The organism is Glaciimonas sp. PAMC28666, from assembly GCF_016917355.1.
Classification (GTDB): domain Bacteria; phylum Pseudomonadota; class Gammaproteobacteria; order Burkholderiales; family Burkholderiaceae_D; genus Glaciimonas.
Genome location: NZ_CP070304.1, coordinates 1,835,982 through 1,850,994 on the forward strand (window position 1 = coordinate 1,835,982; position 15,013 = coordinate 1,850,994).

At 52.0% G+C, this 15,013-nt stretch carries 17 protein-coding genes; 4 read left to right on the forward strand and 13 right to left on the reverse strand.

From position 1 onward, the window contains the following. Nucleotides 1-98 precede the first annotated feature (98 nt). Nucleotides 99-410 carry a DUF2917 domain-containing protein gene (locus JQN73_RS07820; protein ID WP_205322521.1) on the reverse strand — a complete coding sequence of 104 codons (312 nt, stop codon included), beginning with the start codon at nucleotides 408-410 and terminating at the stop codon, nucleotides 99-101. Between the two features lie 191 nt (nucleotides 411-601). Between JQN73_RS07820 and JQN73_RS07825 the strand changes: the two genes are divergently transcribed. Beyond that, nucleotides 602-1,516, forward strand: a complete 915-nt coding sequence (locus JQN73_RS07825; protein WP_205322522.1) for a transcriptional regulator GcvA — start codon at nucleotides 602-604, stop codon at nucleotides 1,514-1,516. A gap of 125 nt (nucleotides 1,517-1,641) precedes the next feature. Here JQN73_RS07825 and JQN73_RS07830 read toward each other — a convergent pair whose 3' ends face one another. The 10 genes from JQN73_RS07830 to JQN73_RS07875 all read right to left on the reverse strand — a co-directional run bounded on the left by JQN73_RS07830 (nucleotide 1,642) and on the right by JQN73_RS07875 (nucleotide 10,721). After that, the gene (locus JQN73_RS07830; RefSeq protein ID WP_370551331.1) at nucleotides 1,642-1,923 is read right to left on the reverse strand and encodes a DUF493 family protein; all 282 of its coding nucleotides are present in this window, start codon (nucleotides 1,921-1,923) and stop codon (nucleotides 1,642-1,644) included. Nucleotides 1,924-1,999: 76 nt separating this feature from the next. Continuing rightward, nucleotides 2,000-2,857 carry a D-amino acid aminotransferase gene (locus tag JQN73_RS07835; RefSeq protein WP_205322523.1) on the reverse strand — a complete coding sequence of 286 codons (858 nt, stop codon included), beginning with the start codon at nucleotides 2,855-2,857 and terminating at the stop codon, nucleotides 2,000-2,002. 288 nt (nucleotides 2,858-3,145) lie between these two features. Further along, a complete protein-coding gene (locus tag JQN73_RS07840; RefSeq protein WP_205322524.1) occupies nucleotides 3,146-4,297 on the reverse strand; it encodes a D-alanyl-D-alanine carboxypeptidase family protein in 1,152 nt (383 codons plus the stop codon). A gap of 279 nt (nucleotides 4,298-4,576) precedes the next feature. Beyond that, nucleotides 4,577-5,239, reverse strand: a complete 663-nt coding sequence (locus JQN73_RS07845) for an alpha/beta hydrolase (RefSeq protein WP_205322525.1) — start codon at nucleotides 5,237-5,239, stop codon at nucleotides 4,577-4,579. A 119-nt stretch (nucleotides 5,240-5,358) separates the two neighbouring features. After that, the gene (locus tag JQN73_RS07850; RefSeq protein WP_240162470.1) at nucleotides 5,359-5,739 is read right to left on the reverse strand and encodes a ferredoxin; all 381 of its coding nucleotides are present in this window, start codon (nucleotides 5,737-5,739) and stop codon (nucleotides 5,359-5,361) included. Between the two features lie 36 nt (nucleotides 5,740-5,775). Further along, a complete protein-coding gene (locus JQN73_RS07855; RefSeq protein ID WP_205322526.1) occupies nucleotides 5,776-6,927 on the reverse strand; it encodes a VanZ family protein in 1,152 nt (383 codons plus the stop codon). A gap of 157 nt (nucleotides 6,928-7,084) precedes the next feature. Next, nucleotides 7,085-7,714: an ABC-type transport auxiliary lipoprotein family protein gene (locus JQN73_RS07860; protein ID WP_205322527.1), complete on the reverse strand. Its 630-nt coding sequence runs from the start codon at nucleotides 7,712-7,714 to the stop codon at nucleotides 7,085-7,087. Between the two features lie 21 nt (nucleotides 7,715-7,735). Beyond that, nucleotides 7,736-8,677 carry an MlaD family protein gene (locus JQN73_RS07865; RefSeq protein WP_205322528.1) on the reverse strand — a complete coding sequence of 314 codons (942 nt, stop codon included), beginning with the start codon at nucleotides 8,675-8,677 and terminating at the stop codon, nucleotides 7,736-7,738. Between the two features lie 8 nt (nucleotides 8,678-8,685). Beyond that, nucleotides 8,686-9,447: an ABC transporter ATP-binding protein gene (locus JQN73_RS07870; RefSeq protein WP_205323251.1), complete on the reverse strand. Its 762-nt coding sequence runs from the start codon at nucleotides 9,445-9,447 to the stop codon at nucleotides 8,686-8,688. A 68-nt stretch (nucleotides 9,448-9,515) separates the two neighbouring features. Beyond that, a complete protein-coding gene (locus JQN73_RS07875) occupies nucleotides 9,516-10,721 on the reverse strand; it encodes an MlaE family ABC transporter permease (RefSeq protein WP_370551332.1) in 1,206 nt (401 codons plus the stop codon). 264 nt (nucleotides 10,722-10,985) lie between these two features. Between JQN73_RS07875 and JQN73_RS07880 the strand changes: the two genes are divergently transcribed. From JQN73_RS07880 to JQN73_RS07890, 3 genes are read left to right on the forward strand one after another with little or no spacing between them, the layout of a single operon-like run. Continuing rightward, nucleotides 10,986-11,894 carry a biotin--[acetyl-CoA-carboxylase] ligase gene (locus JQN73_RS07880; protein ID WP_205322529.1) on the forward strand — a complete coding sequence of 303 codons (909 nt, stop codon included), beginning with the start codon at nucleotides 10,986-10,988 and terminating at the stop codon, nucleotides 11,892-11,894. 2 nt (nucleotides 11,895-11,896) lie between these two features. Next, nucleotides 11,897-12,682, forward strand: coding sequence for a type III pantothenate kinase (locus tag JQN73_RS07885; RefSeq protein WP_205322530.1), 786 nt, complete (start codon nucleotides 11,897-11,899; stop codon nucleotides 12,680-12,682). Nucleotides 12,683-12,694: 12 nt separating this feature from the next. Continuing rightward, nucleotides 12,695-13,474 carry an SPOR domain-containing protein gene (locus tag JQN73_RS07890; RefSeq protein ID WP_205322531.1) on the forward strand — a complete coding sequence of 260 codons (780 nt, stop codon included), beginning with the start codon at nucleotides 12,695-12,697 and terminating at the stop codon, nucleotides 13,472-13,474. A gap of 42 nt (nucleotides 13,475-13,516) precedes the next feature. On the opposite strand, the gene JQN73_RS22760 is transcribed toward JQN73_RS07890, so the two are convergent. Together JQN73_RS22760 and JQN73_RS07900 are read right to left on the reverse strand one after the other, a co-directional pair. Then, a complete protein-coding gene (locus JQN73_RS22760; protein ID WP_370551355.1) occupies nucleotides 13,517-13,726 on the reverse strand; it encodes a cysteine-rich CWC family protein in 210 nt (69 codons plus the stop codon). A gap of 620 nt (nucleotides 13,727-14,346) precedes the next feature. Beyond that, entirely contained in the window at nucleotides 14,347-15,003 is a 657-nt protein-coding gene (locus tag JQN73_RS07900; RefSeq protein ID WP_205322533.1) for a glutathione S-transferase family protein, read from the reverse strand. Nucleotides 15,004-15,013: the final 10 nt, after the last annotated feature.

The following is a 15,013-nucleotide window of genomic DNA, read 5'->3' on the forward strand; positions in this document are numbered from 1 at the left end:
TTGACAGCACCGCTGCAAAAAAACGAACACATACCTGTTCGGTCATTGCGGCGGCACAGAGCATCAAAACCGTGTCGACTAATGTCGGCCAATGACTCTTAGCTGGCCAGCTGGGTAGATAAAGCCGCCCGATCGGATTTCACAAAACGGCTGACTGCAGGTACCTGAGGACGCAAGTTGATTAAGCTTCGGCCCTGATCTGCTTCAAGCACCATGCGACTGCCAGCAGCCACATTGAGATGGTCGCCCGGATTGAGCCAGTAATCGTCACTTTGACCAGAAATGGTGACCCAGACGCGACCGCAGGTAACTTGCAGTGTTCCGGCCCGCTCTGCGTGCAGGGACAACACTTGCCCCGCGCTCAGCGCCAATGGCTCTCTCATGTCTTTAGTGAATAAATTTCTCATCATGCTTCTCCGATAAACTGCTGGTATAGTGCTAAAACCACACCAGATGATCTCTTTTGGTTGCGTCTCACCATATAGGAATGCAAAGAGAAGGCTGGTCCGGTAAAGATATTTTAGTCAACTCCAGTGGAAGAACAAAGCGAGTAATTGAGCGCGTTCTTGCTAATTTTATTCACATAGACATAGCCGACATCATGGCCGACCTCCGCAAACTGCCTGCCCTCTCAGCCTTACGCGCATTCGAGGCGGCGGCGCGTTACGACAGTTTTTCCCGCGCCGCGGAAGAAATTCATCTGACACCCGGCGCGATCAGCCATCAGGTGCGTGCACTCGAAGAAGAATTGGGGCTGGCGTTGTTCACGCGTCACGGCAAGCGCATTACGATCACGGAACAAGGCCAGCGCTTTGCCACCACGATACGCAAAGCTCTGACTGAAATTGCATCCGCGGCGGAGGCCTTAAAAATCGATGCCCAACAAAAACGGCTGACGATTTCAGCGCTACCTTCGTTTGCGGCACGATGGCTGGCGCCGCGTTTATGGAAGTTTATTGATTTGCATCCTGATACGGAGGTCATCCTCCAGTCAGCGAGTCAGCTTCAGGACCTTGCGCGGGATCAGATTGATGTAGGCATCCGCTTTGGCGTGGGGAATTATCCCGGTATGTTGGTAGAAAAGTTGATGGATGACTATTATTATCCGGTCGTCAGCCCCCGCTATCGGAACGGTCGTTTGCCGACCACACCGGATGCATTAGCCGAATGCACGCTGTTACGTATGGATTCGGGGGAATCCTGGCAACCGTGGTTTGACGCTGCTGGCGTTACGCTGCCCGAACCAAGTCGCGGCTTGCGCATTGAAGATGCGTCGATGTTATTGCGTTCAGCTTCGGATGGTCTCGGCATTGCGTTGACCCGGCATGCGATTGCGCTGCAAGAGATCGCTTCAGGTGATCTGATTCGACTGTTTGATATTGTCGTGCTATGCCCAAATGCGTATTATTTTGCCTGCGTACCGGAAGCCATGCATAAGCCGCAAGTTCAGGCTTTTCACGGCTGGCTGAAGCAAGAAATAGCGGAATTCAAAGCACAAAGCAGCTGGCCCGGATAACCGGAACAACTGCTTTTAAGGCCGTTCGCATTACAACTTTATACGCTGGCGACCTTGCCATCTTCGGGAGTTGCCTCTGCGATGTCAGCCTTTAAGCCCCTGGCAATGACAGCTTCCCATCAGCATCAAAGCACCATTTTCACCATCGGATGCGTCGATAAAGCACTGTACAAGTTATCCAGCTGCTCGCGGCTGGTAGCCAGCACGGTGACTGTCAGGCCGGTATAGTTACCTTTGGCCGATGGCCGCACTTCCAACTTGTCGATATGGAAAGTTGGATCGTGCTGCACCACGACGCCGACGATCGTTTCGGCGAACGCATCGTGGGTTGGTCCCATGATCTTGATAGGAAAATCGCTCGGATAGACGATCAGGCTGTCTTCCGGGGAAATGGTTGGCATAGTCATAATGGTTGCTCTCTAGTAATCGGATGACTTGCACAAACACATGTCATCCGGGACAAACCAGGCCATTAAGTCTACCTTAATCGATCAAGGCCGCTTTCGCTCCTTGATAAGCCTGATATAACTGCTTGTAGATGGGGCCGGGTTGGCCATTTCCAATAGTTTTGCCATCGACTACAGTGACGGGCAAAATTTCTTTGGTTGCCGATGACAGCAGCACTTCATCGGCCTCGAATACTTCCGCGCGGGCAATTTTGCGCGCAATAAACTGCAAATCATTCGCAGCACACAACTCTTCGATCAGACCGTACCGGATACCTTCCAGAATAAGATTATTCTTTGGGGGTGCCATCAAGACCTTGTCTTTGACGATCCAGACATTGGAAGACGATGCTTCGGTCAGAAATCCATCACGGAATTGGATCGCTTCCACGACCCCATGTTCGGCCGCATTTTGCGCGGCAAGAACATTGCCCAACAATGAAATCGACTTGATCTCACAATGCAGCCAACGTTGGTCTTCCATAGTTACACATGATACGCCTTTGGCGCGTACCGCATCGCTCGGCAGCACCAAAGGATTGGTCATAATGAACACCGTAGGCGTTAGCGCCCCTTTGGGAAATGCATGCGCTCGTTTGGCAACGCCACGGGTCACGTGAATGTAGACCATCTGATCGTCTTGTGCGTAGGGCGCAACAACCTTATTGATCAATGACATCCATTCTTCGACGTTATGCGGATTTGGAATATCTATCGCAGCGAGGCTACGAAATAACCGAGCCATATGATGTTGCGCACGAAATGCTTTACCGGCATAGATAGGAATGACCTCGTACACACCGTCACCAAAGATAAAGCCGCGGTCGAGCACGGGGATACGCGCTTCCGACAGGGGCGTCATAACGCCGTTGAGGTAGACGATGGAATCTTGCATGATGGTTTTCTTAAAAGGGAGAAAGATTTTATTTTGGCACAGGTGGCGGTACGAGGGTATGCAAAAAAAGTATGCGTTTAGGGCTTATTGAGGGATATTTGAACCTCCCGACAAGAGCAGACATTACCTCTTGGCAAGCCTCAAATGTTTGATTGCGGAACCTGAAAGCGAAATATCATCGTTAAATTGACGCTCAAAAATTCGCGTAAAAATCAAAACGCCCCGTCAACTTCCATTGACGGGGGCGCAATTGACCAGCGATAAAACTAACTGGAAATTCTCTTAGCCTTACAGCTTCTTAAAGAATAAGCGAATCGAATCCCAGATCCGACCAAAAATACTGGCCTGATTCACTTCTTCCAACGCCAGCACATCCAATTGCGTCAACGCTTTATCGCCCACCATAATTTTCAACGTACCGACTTTGTTGCCCAAGCCGATTGGCGCAATCAAAGGATCTGTCCGTTCCAGCACTGGCTTGATTTTTTCAGCAACGCCTTTTGGCACGGTCACAAATATGTCGTGGTCAAATCCAACTTTGATTTCGCTTTTTGCGCCCTTCCACACCTGCGGCGTAGCGACTGCCTGGCCCTTGGCGTATAACTTGACAGTGTCAAAGTTCTGGAAGCCCCAGTTCAACAACTTTTGAGCTTCCTGCGTGCGGGTCTGATCCGAATTGGTTCCGACCACGACTGCCAGCAGACGGCGTTCGCCGGTTCCATTAGGACGCTTAGCAGAAGCAATGATCGAATACCCGGCGCTATTGGTATGGCCGGTCTTCATGCCGTCAACAGACGGATCGGACCATAGCAAGCGGTTGCGGTTGGGTTGTTTGATCTTGTTGTAGGTGAAGGTTTTGGTGGAATCGATTTTATAAAACTCTGGGAAATCAGTGATCACGTGTGAGGCAAGCACTGCCAAATCACGTGACGTCGTGTAGGTATCAGCACTCGGCAACCCGTGTGGGTTGCCAAAATGGGTGGATTTCATCCCCATGCGTTGTGCTTCGCGATTCATTTGCACGACAAACGCATCTTCAGTACCGGACACGGCTTCCGCCAATGCCACAGCGGCATCATTGCCCGAAACAACCATCAAGCCATATAGCAGGTCATTAATTGAAACCGGCGTCGCTGGATCGATAAACATTTTTGAGCTGCTAGGATCCACTTTCCATGCATGGACCGAGACGGTCACCATCTGATCCAACGTCAGTTTTTTGTCCTTCAGCGCATCAAATACGACATATGCCGTCATGATCTTGGCTAACGATGCCGGCTCGACACGCAAATCTGCATCTTGTGAGGCGACGATCTGGTTGCTGGTAGTGTCCAGCAACAGCCAGGACTTGGCAGCGACAGAAGGTGACGGCAAGGTCTGAGCGAAAGCTACCGAAGCGGACAAGAGTGTTGCAGCTAACGCTGCGAATATTTTTTTCATAGAGGCAAAGTGAAGGGAGTCGGTTAAGTCGGTATTAAGGACGTTGGCACGACAGACCGCAAAAACGGTCATCGCACGGATGAGTAAGGAGCAGAACCAAGAAGTAAAGCGCGCTAAACCAAGGAACTACGAAAAACAATTAACCCGAATTATAGCCTCCTCAGTTGCACAAGATAAAGCCGCTGCCATTTCGCGGCAGGCGTCAACGAAAGTTATTGGATCACGCACCGCCGGCACGACTACTCTTATGCTTGTTTTCAGGGTGGATAGCTACCCAAATTAGCGATGCCACATTTCGACCATCAAGTTCTTGATATGTTGCAATCTACGATGAAAAAAATGATCCGCACCGGGAATGACGATAACCGGTATGTCTTGCGGACGCGCCCATTCAAACACTGCGCTTAACGGAATTGTTTCATCGAGTTCGCCATGGATCAAAATACTGTTAGCTGGCACGGTTGGCATTGGCCATTTCCCGGCCGCTGCTCCGACCAATACCAGGCGTTCTGCCGGGGCGCCGGCCGCCGGAGCGCCGACCGCCGACGCATCAGCAATTAAGCGCTGCTGCAATTGCGATTGCACAAAGGTGCCGAATGAAAACCCGCCCAGAGCCAGCGGCAATGCAGGATATGTTTGGCGCATGTGCACCAGCAACGCTGCCATATCATCCGTTTCGCCATGCCCCTCGTCATACACGCCCGCGGATTGTCCGACGCCGCGAAAATTCATCCGTACCGCAACATATCCAAGTGCCAAAAACCCGCGTGCCAGGGTATGGGCAACCTTGTTGTCCATGGTGCCGCCGAAAAGGGGATGAGGATGCGCGACCAAAGCCAGACCTCTTGGCGTGGGAAATAGCTCTGCGTCAGGAAGGTCCAAGGCGCATTCTAGCGCTCCGGCCGGGCCAGAGATGGAAAAAGGAGTGGTCTGTGCGTTCATGTCTTCAATCTTGAATAACACCGGAGAAGCCGGTCGCAAGCCGAAATAAGCGCCTGACGGTTAAAGGGCTGTTCGCAGCGCCGGATGCCGGTTGATGGGGATTAGGAGTATTTTCTGAATTAAATTTTTAGACGTTCAACAATTTTTCCACCGACAATATGGACGTCGATAATTTCATCGATGTCTTCGGTGTCGACGTAGGTATACCACACGCCTTCAGGATAAATAACCAGCGCCGGCCCCTCTTCGCAGCGCTCAAGACAACCAGCCTTATTAATTCTGACCTTGCCATCGCCCGCAAGACCCAGCGCTTTGATGCGACGCTTGGCGTGCTCCTGAGCGGCCTGGGCGCCGTTATTGGCACAACAGACGCGGTCACCGGGCGCTCGTTGATTAAGGCAAAAAAAGACGTGATGCGCATAAAAAGGCTGTGCCGGGGCAATCTCGGCATTGGCATGGGCATCGGCGTCGACTTGAATCTCGCTTGGGTTATCGGTCATAGCTGGACATATCTAAAAAATAAGTAATTAACGGAATCATACACCGGAGTCATTTCGTTTCGCACGGTGCATAGGATGGCATAAAAACCAAAGCGTAAAAAACGGCCATAACAGCGCCAAAAATTGCGCCGCGCCGTTGAAATTCAAAAATTTCCCGAGCGACCAAGTTTGCAAGGTTTCGACAAAATAGGGGTTATCCGGAATCACATTGACAACCACCAGACTAATGATCAACGCCAACGCAGCGACCCAGCGTTGAAGGCGCTGCGGCGTGAAACTCAGTGCCACCAATATTACGGCCCCAACTAATAGCCCGGTTAATGCGCCGGGGGTGAGCCAAACCAGCACATTTTCCGGGGTAAATAATAACGCGGATGCAAAGGCCTTAACCGAAAGAGTCACCCATATCAAAAAGAGCGTCAGCGCTACCTTCGGAGCTCCTTTGCGCAACAGTATCAACAGCATCAAACCCGCAGCGATCAGACCACAAGCGGTGATAATCGATTCCGTCATCCAATATTGCTCGGCTGATAGCTGTACATCATTGGTCATCCAGGCCGCCAGATCAATTGGCTGCTCAAACCAGTCCGACAACCAGCTCGACAGCATTGACGTGACTTGTCCGAAGCCGAACAAATGATTCAATGGTGCGAGTTGTGCCACCGGCCACAACGCCACCATCACCATCCCGTGGCTGGCTTCACGGTTAAACCATCGCTCCCGCAGCAACAGCAATTTGCTTTCCGGACCAAACCGGTAGCGAAATATAGCGCCCAGTATGCTGCCCAACATGGCGCCGATACTGTTGGTTAGCAGGTCGAGATTGGATGAAACTCGGGTGGGAAGATAAGTTTGTACCGCTTCCATGACGCCGGAAAACAAGATACCCGCCACGGTCACCAGAATCACCGTCCAGACCAGAGAAATCTTGCGTGGGAGTACCAGCACGGTCAACAGACCAAGCGGCATATAGCCGAGGACATTGGTCCACACGTCGAATACGGTCCAGTAATGCGGCAACGGTGCCGACAAAAAAGCCCAGGGCGTCAAGCCGACGTCGCGCCAACCGCTGAACGGATACCAACTGGCGTAAATGATCAGCAGCAGGTATATCAATAAGCTGACACGCGCAAACGATGACGATTGAGATGACGAGCGGCGTTCTATAATAAGTGACGAACCAGTCATTGCGACTCTGTCCTCATTGCTTAAAAGTAAATGACAACGGCAACATTTTATCCATCCTGTGTATGTTGTGTGGGCGCTTGGCGAACTGGGCAATCCAGTTTCGCCTAAATTGTGGCGTTCGTTAATATTCCCGCGTATTCCTGAGTTTTCCAGGGATTTACTGGCGTGATTTATTCGGCGATAAGCCAGCCAACCAGTCCATCAAATCGTCAATTAATGCGTCGCTCGCCGTTGAGAAAGCTCTGGCACCGCCAGCGGCATCTGCGGTCTGGGCAACCGCCGAGCGACTAAACATCTTTTGCCCTTGCAACAGGCGACCGTTAAAAATAGCTGCACGCAGAGTGATCTGAACGACGCTATGCGATGCACTGTCGAAGGTCTGGCTAAAATCATCCATCTCGATCCGTAACACCGGAATATTTATAGCGCCGTCCGACACCGAGACGACCGTCCCTCCGGCCTGACCGAAACGCGCTTTCAGTCGTTGACTGAATAGCTGCGACGGTGACATGGTCCAGCGCGAGTTGGCATAGGGGCGCAGCTGCAAATCATTGGCATACGCTAATCGGTACAGCATCATCGTATTGTCCAACCCCGCTGGCGCCACCACTTCTGCCAGACTCACTGCTGGCAGGGCCCGCGCGCCGCTGCGCGGATTGCTGATGGCAGATGGTAACGGCCCAAAATCATATTGTGTGCGCACCGCCGACGATGTCGCGCAGCCGCCAGTCACCACCAGAATAGACATTATCAGCACTGCTTTAAGCAACGCATTGAACTTGGTCATGAATTTCTGCAACCCTATTTGTTATGGCGCACGAAAGCCCGCTTCGCCTGGTCCGGGCGGAATGCCCTTACTACCAAACAAAATACTCTGTGGCTGGCGGTTAAAGTTATCCAACGTCTCATTCAATGCGCGCACGGATGAGCGCGCCTCGGACGCCAACACGTTAAACCTTGGTAGTGCATCGTACTGCACGCTATCGGCAACGGATCCGACGTTTGCCATCGTCGCCGACAACCGCGCTACTGCACCATCCGGCGTCTGTAAACCGGCGGTCAAGGTATTCAAATTATTACTCAGCACAGTCATATTTTGCGACAGCGCCGTAATTGACGTCAACGCCTGATTCAATTGCTCAGTCATCGCTGGCAGCTTGGCAAGTGTCGGCGCTAATTGACCCGGAATTGATTCAAACCGGTTCGCGGTTTTACTCACATCGCTGAATGCGGACACCATGACCTTTTGATTATCGGGAGAAAGTAGACCATTTAATTTGGCTACGGTTTCCTCTGCCTGTAACAAAATTGCTGCTCCCTTGGTTTGAATATTATCGAACAAACTGGGCCGTAGCGGTATGCGTGCAGGTTTGCTGGCGCTGCTGGCCAATTTGGCCGGATTGCTACCATCGTCATCCAACTGTATGTAGGCGATTCCTGTAACGCCTTGATATCCCAGCGTGCCAAACGTCGCCGGTGTCATCGGCGTATCGAGATTAATTTTCAGGCGAATAAGAATCTGCCCCGGACTCTGCGGATCGAAAACAATCGTGTCCACTCTACCAACGTTGAGGCCTCGATACCGCACATCGGCCTGTGGATTGAGTCCCGGGACCGACAGCTTGGTGGCGATTTCATAAGGCATACGCTGGACGCGGTCGCCGTTGAACCACAGGACGCCCAGAATCGCCGCCACTAACAAGGCCACGGTAAATAGTCCTGCAATTAATGCATGTGCTTTATTTTCCATCGTTCCGCCTATCCAACTGTGTCCTGCTCGCAATGTGCCGAGAGGAAGAAGTTCTCTATAAATGGATGTCTTATTTTCATGACGTGCTCGGGCGTGTCGTACGCCAGTACCCGCTTGTCGGCCAGAACAGCGATTTTGGTCGCCATCGCCAGCAAAGACTCCAGGTCATGCGTAATCATAACCACCGTCAAACGCATATCCTTATGCAGCGACAGAATTAATTTAACGAAAGCTGCAGAAGATGCTGGATCAAGTCCCGCCGTTGGCTCATCCAAAAACAATAACTCTGGTTCCAATGCCAAGGCCCGCGCCAGAGCCACCCTTTTAATCATACCGCCAGATAAATCGGAGGGCATTTTTAGCGCGTGCTTGGGACCGATACCGGCTAATTGCAATTTAAGTAGCGCCGCGTCGAGAATCAGGCTTTCCGGCAAAGCGCGCAGTTCACGCAGCGGCATCGCGACGTTATCGAGCACCGTCAGCGCAGAAAATAATGCACCCATCTGGAATAACATCCCCCAGCGATTTTGTAGTGCTGCCATTTGATCAACATCGGCTTTACTGATATCCATCCCCAACACCGATACGGTGCCGCGTGTAGGCTTATCCAAACCTAAAATTTGTCTTAATAAAGTAGTTTTCCCAGACCCGGAGCCGCCGATCACGCCAACAATTTCGCCCTGCTCTATCGTCAGATCAAGATCTTGCAGAACGACTGTTTCGCCAAATTGCGTCCAGAGTTTGTCGACCTGTATGACAGGCGGGATCACGGCGCGATTTAATGATGGCGCAGGGGTTTCGTTGGTCGGCGTATTAGTATTAGTCAACAAGTTCGTCTTCAAAACCCTACTCCGCTAAACAGAATCGCAAACACTGCGTCGGCAAGTATGACAATCGTAATCGCGCTCACAACAGAGGTGGTGGTACCTTGCCCCAGACTCTCAGTGTTCGGTTCAATGCGCAAACCGAAATGACAGGCAACCATGGCGATCAGGCCACCAAACACTGCGCCCTTTCCAAGCCCGATCAGATAATTAGGCAAAGCAACCGCGCCCGGCAATTGTTGTAAAAAATAAGTCGGCGACAACCCGAGTTGCAATTGCGCTGCGGTCATTCCCCCAATTAACGCTATCGCATCCGTCCATATCACCAATAATGGCATCGCGACCAACAAGGCAATCACCCGCGGCAAGATCAAACGAAACCCATGTGGAAGCCCCATGACCTCCATCGCGTCCAGTTCCTGCGTAACGCGCATCACTCCGAGTTGCGCGGTGATCGCGGACCCGGAGCGCCCGGCGACCAGAATCGCCGCCAGCAATGGTCCCAGCTCTCGGATGATGCTCATCCCGAGAATGTTGACGAGATAAATATCGCCGCCAAAAGTATGTAACTGTTGTGCGGAGAGAAACGATAGCACTACACCAATCAAAAATCCGACAATCGCAGTAATGCCTAACGCCTGAAAGCCAATATGATAGATGTTAGCCGAGATCTCTTTCCAGGGTGCCCGATGCGGCAATCGCAGCATGCGCATCAAGTCCAGAATGAATTGCCCGATCAACGCAACAAAACCGGTCAGATGATCGATACAGACCTGCGTCCAGTCGTAAATGACGATCAACAAACGCCGCGGCGGCGGCGCCGCCGGTAACGATAACGCTCCGGCGTCTTCCAGTCGCTTGAAAAAATCCCTGTGCTGGCGCGAAAGTAGCAGGAAAACCGGACGTTTTTTCCCCCACGCGTTCCATAGTAGCTGCGCGCCGATATGGTCGAGCGCCGTGACTTTCGACAAATCCCAGCGCAACGGTTGATGCGCGACGCGACGCGTCAAACGCGTCAAATTTCCTAAGGACGATTGCAGCGATCGCATCACCCCTGGCCGTGTCAGCGCGTGGACCTGCCAGTTTCCGCTGACGATTACAGTCAACCCGCCAGTCAACCCAACTTCGTCTTTATCACCGCCGGGATGGCCGGTATTGTCACTTTCATCATGGGGATGAACGAGTGCGACGGCAGGGAGTTGAACATCGGGATTCGGCATGCAGCAAGTTTAAGGGAGAATTGAACCAAAATCTCACAGCGCATCGACTTTTCTACGGAGAGACCGGTTAAGGCAGTCTCGATCAATGGCAAATATACACCGTCCGGCCTTACGCTCGATGTCCCTGCACCGGTTCGAAAACCTGCCGTTGAGACCACTCGCTAACGCTGCAAGAAAACCGCCACCGCGGCGAACCAATCTGAACAGTATATCGAGGCGATTCTGCCTAAGTCCTAAAGGCTTACATCCGCTACAATGCCGGGCATGACAAATCCTCTTTCTGCGGAGCGTATCCTTGCGCTTTCCGGCTCCCTCCCCGATCAAATGACCATTGAGGTTGTAACGGAGACTGGTTCGACTAACGCCGACTTGCTGGCACTGATACAAAAAACACAAGAAACCCCAGAACCGCAGACTAGCCCAACGCGTTCGCCAATGCTGCTCATCGCTGAACAACAAACCGCTGGTCGAGGCCGCGCTGGCCGCAGCTGGCTTTCAGCGCCGTCGACTGCGTTGATGTTTTCGCTGGCATGGCGGTTTGACCTGCCGCTCCAAAAGCTGGTCGGCCTGCCGCTTGCCGTCGGCGTGGCGGTGGCAACCGGCTTAAACAGTTTCCTGCGCCAAACCAATGTCGCTGGCGATACCACAGAGACAGGAGAGATCGATTTCGGGATTCGATTGAAATGGCCTAACGATCTGCTATTGGGTGACGGCAAGCTGGGCGGTATTCTGATAGAAACCGCGAACGCCGAATCCAACGCAATCGGTAGTGGGTCTGCCTGGGCGGTAATCGGCGTCGGTATCAATCTTGCCATTCCTGCAGAGATGCAAAAGCAACTCAACCGCAGTGTTGCCAATTTGCCGGGGTCCGGCCCGGGCACGGAACGCGCCATCTGTGACCGCAATCTTTTGATGGCCACAATATTATCTAGCCTGACTCGGGTCTTGAATCAATTCCAACAAAATGGTCTGGTCACGTTTGTCGGCCCTTGGAACCGACTCCACGCGCACGCTGGACGACCAGTCGTCATCATGGATCAGGGAACTGTGCTGCAGGAAGGTCTTGCGCTGGGGATAGATGAAATCGGTCGCTTTTTGCTACAAACCGCGCAAGCGGACCATCCTATCGCTATCATGGCAGGCGATGTGTCACTGCGCGCAAAGGAAACGTAAGAATGGGACTACTGTTAATTGATGCAGGTAATACACGCATAAAGTGGACGTTATCGGACGTTCCGGTCGGCGCCCTGGCCTGCGTTCCTCCTGCCTGGCAAAACGTAGGCTCGGTAGCGCACGCCGAAATCGCCGATCTGCCCTTTGCCTGGCGCGCTTTGCCGGTAACCCGAGTGCTGATTTCTAATGTGGCTGGTAACGAGATTGGCGCGCGTCTGCAGGAAACGCTGCGACTTGCCTTCGATGGCGCTGTTTCGCCGGAATGGTTTGCTTCGGTGCCGCAACTCGCTGGCGTCTCAAACGGCTACCGCAATCCGCTGCAACTTGGTTGTGATCGCTTCGCTTCGGCAATCGGCGCGCGCAGCTTATATCCACACCAGGCACTATTGCTGGCGACCTGCGGCACGGCCACTACGATTGATATGATCAACGCCGACGGCAGGTTTATCGGTGGCATGATTTTGCCGGGACTGGGCCTGATGGCGAATGCATTGGCACATGGCACCGCACAGTTGCCATTGATCATCGACCATGCTTTCATCACCTCACCATTTGCAAACAATACCGAGGATGCCATTATTAGCGGCTGCATCGCCGCACAGGTCGGGGCAATTTCGACTGCGTTGACGTTACAACGTCAGCATCATCCAGAAATGGCAATAAAATGTATTCTTACGGGCGGCAGCGCTGGGGTGATAGCGCCCTATTTGTTGACGCCTTATGAGAAAGTCGATCATCTTGTCCTGACCGGACTGTGGACTAGCATTGCCGCAGAAACCGAACGCTGAGCGAGTAATTTTATGTTGAAAATTTTTTTCTGGTTGCTATTAATCATCAACGCAAGTTTGTTCGCTTTAGAGCATGGCGTTCTAAACGGCACTGGCTTCATCAAAAGCGGACGAGAACCAGCCCGTTTAGTGAACCAACTTCAAGCGGACAACATTAAATTATTATCGGAAGAGCAAACCAAAACCGCAACAACGTCCCCCAGCACCACAAACAATCCTGATGCTGCGATGGATTCACCCGCCAAAGTGAGCGCAACAGAGACGCCGGCGCCGGCGCCCGAACCGGCACCAGCGCCGATAGTCCCGACCGCATTTGCCTGTATGGAAATCGGTAATTTTAGCGCCCCTGAAGCGCGAAGATTCGCTAGTCAGTTGGCTGAAAGTGCACCGTCTATCAAGCCAGTCCGTCGCATGGTGCAAGAAATCGCCAGCTACCGGGTTTACTTGCCTTCGCTTGGAAGCCAGGACGCTGCCAACAAAAAAGGTGAAGAGTTGCTTGGTATGGGAATCAACGATTTTTTTGTCATTCAGGGCGCGCCCCCACTTTTGTACGGGATTTCCCTCGGGACGTTCAAATCTGAAGAGGCCTCACGTACGCAACTTGCTCGCCTCGAAGAAAAGGGTCTGACTGGTATGAAAGTGGAGGCGCGCAAAGCGACATTTGGCAAAGTGGCTTTCCAATTGGCGGAGGTGGACGCGCAGACTAAGCCCCGGCTTGAAAAAATCGTAGCGAGCTTCGCCCGCAAGGAAGTCCGCAGTTGCGACGAAGCACCTCTGTCGGAAAAGAATTAAGTGGAATTCGCATTTAGGCCGATTTTTTCCTGAAAACAAGCATCAATCTATCGCGCTTTTATCTGCTGCAAACGCCAACAATGTTTGTAGGCACGACGGGCAAAAGCAACTGAATCGTTGCGCTTGCGGCGCTGAAGCAGATTTTGAAGGTGAAGGCATTAACGGTGGGTGTGCCTGACACCAGCAAGCCGCAGTGCTGCCCGCCGCGACCCCGCAGGTAAACTGCGCTTTGCAACCTGTGCACTCGACCATTTTCGACACGCCACCCTTCCATGCTCCGCTGCTTTAAACAACAAAATATCTTACCGAAATTTTAGCCGTGGCTTCCGGTCGCCAACAAAGATCGTCGTAAGGTGCTTACCGCATTTTGACGTCTTTAGTAGCTCACGTGCAAAAGACTTTGCGCGCATTATTTGAGGGAGACCTTCTGCTATGCAAATCTAAAAGCGTACTTCTTAATTACGTTGAAATTGCGCACCATCTTAGCGCCAATAACGCATCCAAAAGTAGCGCCAATAGTCGCCACATCGCACCATCATAACGCAGCGCTACTAATCAGTATCGAAGGTTTATGGCGGATTTTTTGCAAGGCCTGAAAATGCATGGAATCCAGGCAACATGTTTTGCCAACGGTGGTGAAAACACTGGTTATTTTCAAACCAGAATAGTGCAAAAAGGAAAATTTCTAAACTGCGATTTTGGTCGTAAAGGAATGTCGGCACCATCGGAGCGACCGCGAGGATCGCCCCATGGAATTATGGAGAAAAAACATCAAACATGCAGAACGAACATTGAATAATGAACAATGAACAACGAACAAAGGACAACGAACAAAGAACAATTAACGCGTTATAACGGTCAACGATCAACGATCAAAATTCAGCATCAAGTTCATCAATCTCCGCTGGCTCCAATTTAGCCGCTTCCACCCACTCCTGCACTTGGGGCAGCGCCATGACAGATGCGCAATATGCGGTACAAACAGCGTCCAGTTTCACGTTATAGGTCAAAAATCGTGTCACCACTGGCGCATACATCGCCTCAGCAATACAGGGGGTTGCGCCAAAAAGATAAGGGCCGCCATAGGTATTCAGGCATTCATGCCAGATGGTCACAATGCGGTCAATGTCAGCTTGCGCCCTTGCCCATACTTTAAATTCCTTGAATTCGCCGCGCAAGTTCATTGGCAGGGCCGAACGCAAAGCAGAAAATCCCGAGTGCATTTCACCGCATACGGCGCGACAATGGGCACGCGCTCCGCGATCAGCCGGTAGCAAACCCGCTTTGGGCTTGATTTCGTGGAGGTATTCGCCTATAGCGAGGGTGTCCCATACTTTTACGCCGTCATGCTGTAAACAGGGTACTAACATCGATGGCGCCAATAATAGAATTTCGGCGCGCATGGCCGGATCATCAAGCGATATGATCTGCTCATCAAATGGTAGCTTGGAGAATTTCACCAGCAACCAACCGCGCATTGACCAGGACGAATAATTCTTGCTGCTGATGGAGAGAGTAGCTTGGGCCATGATGCAAATT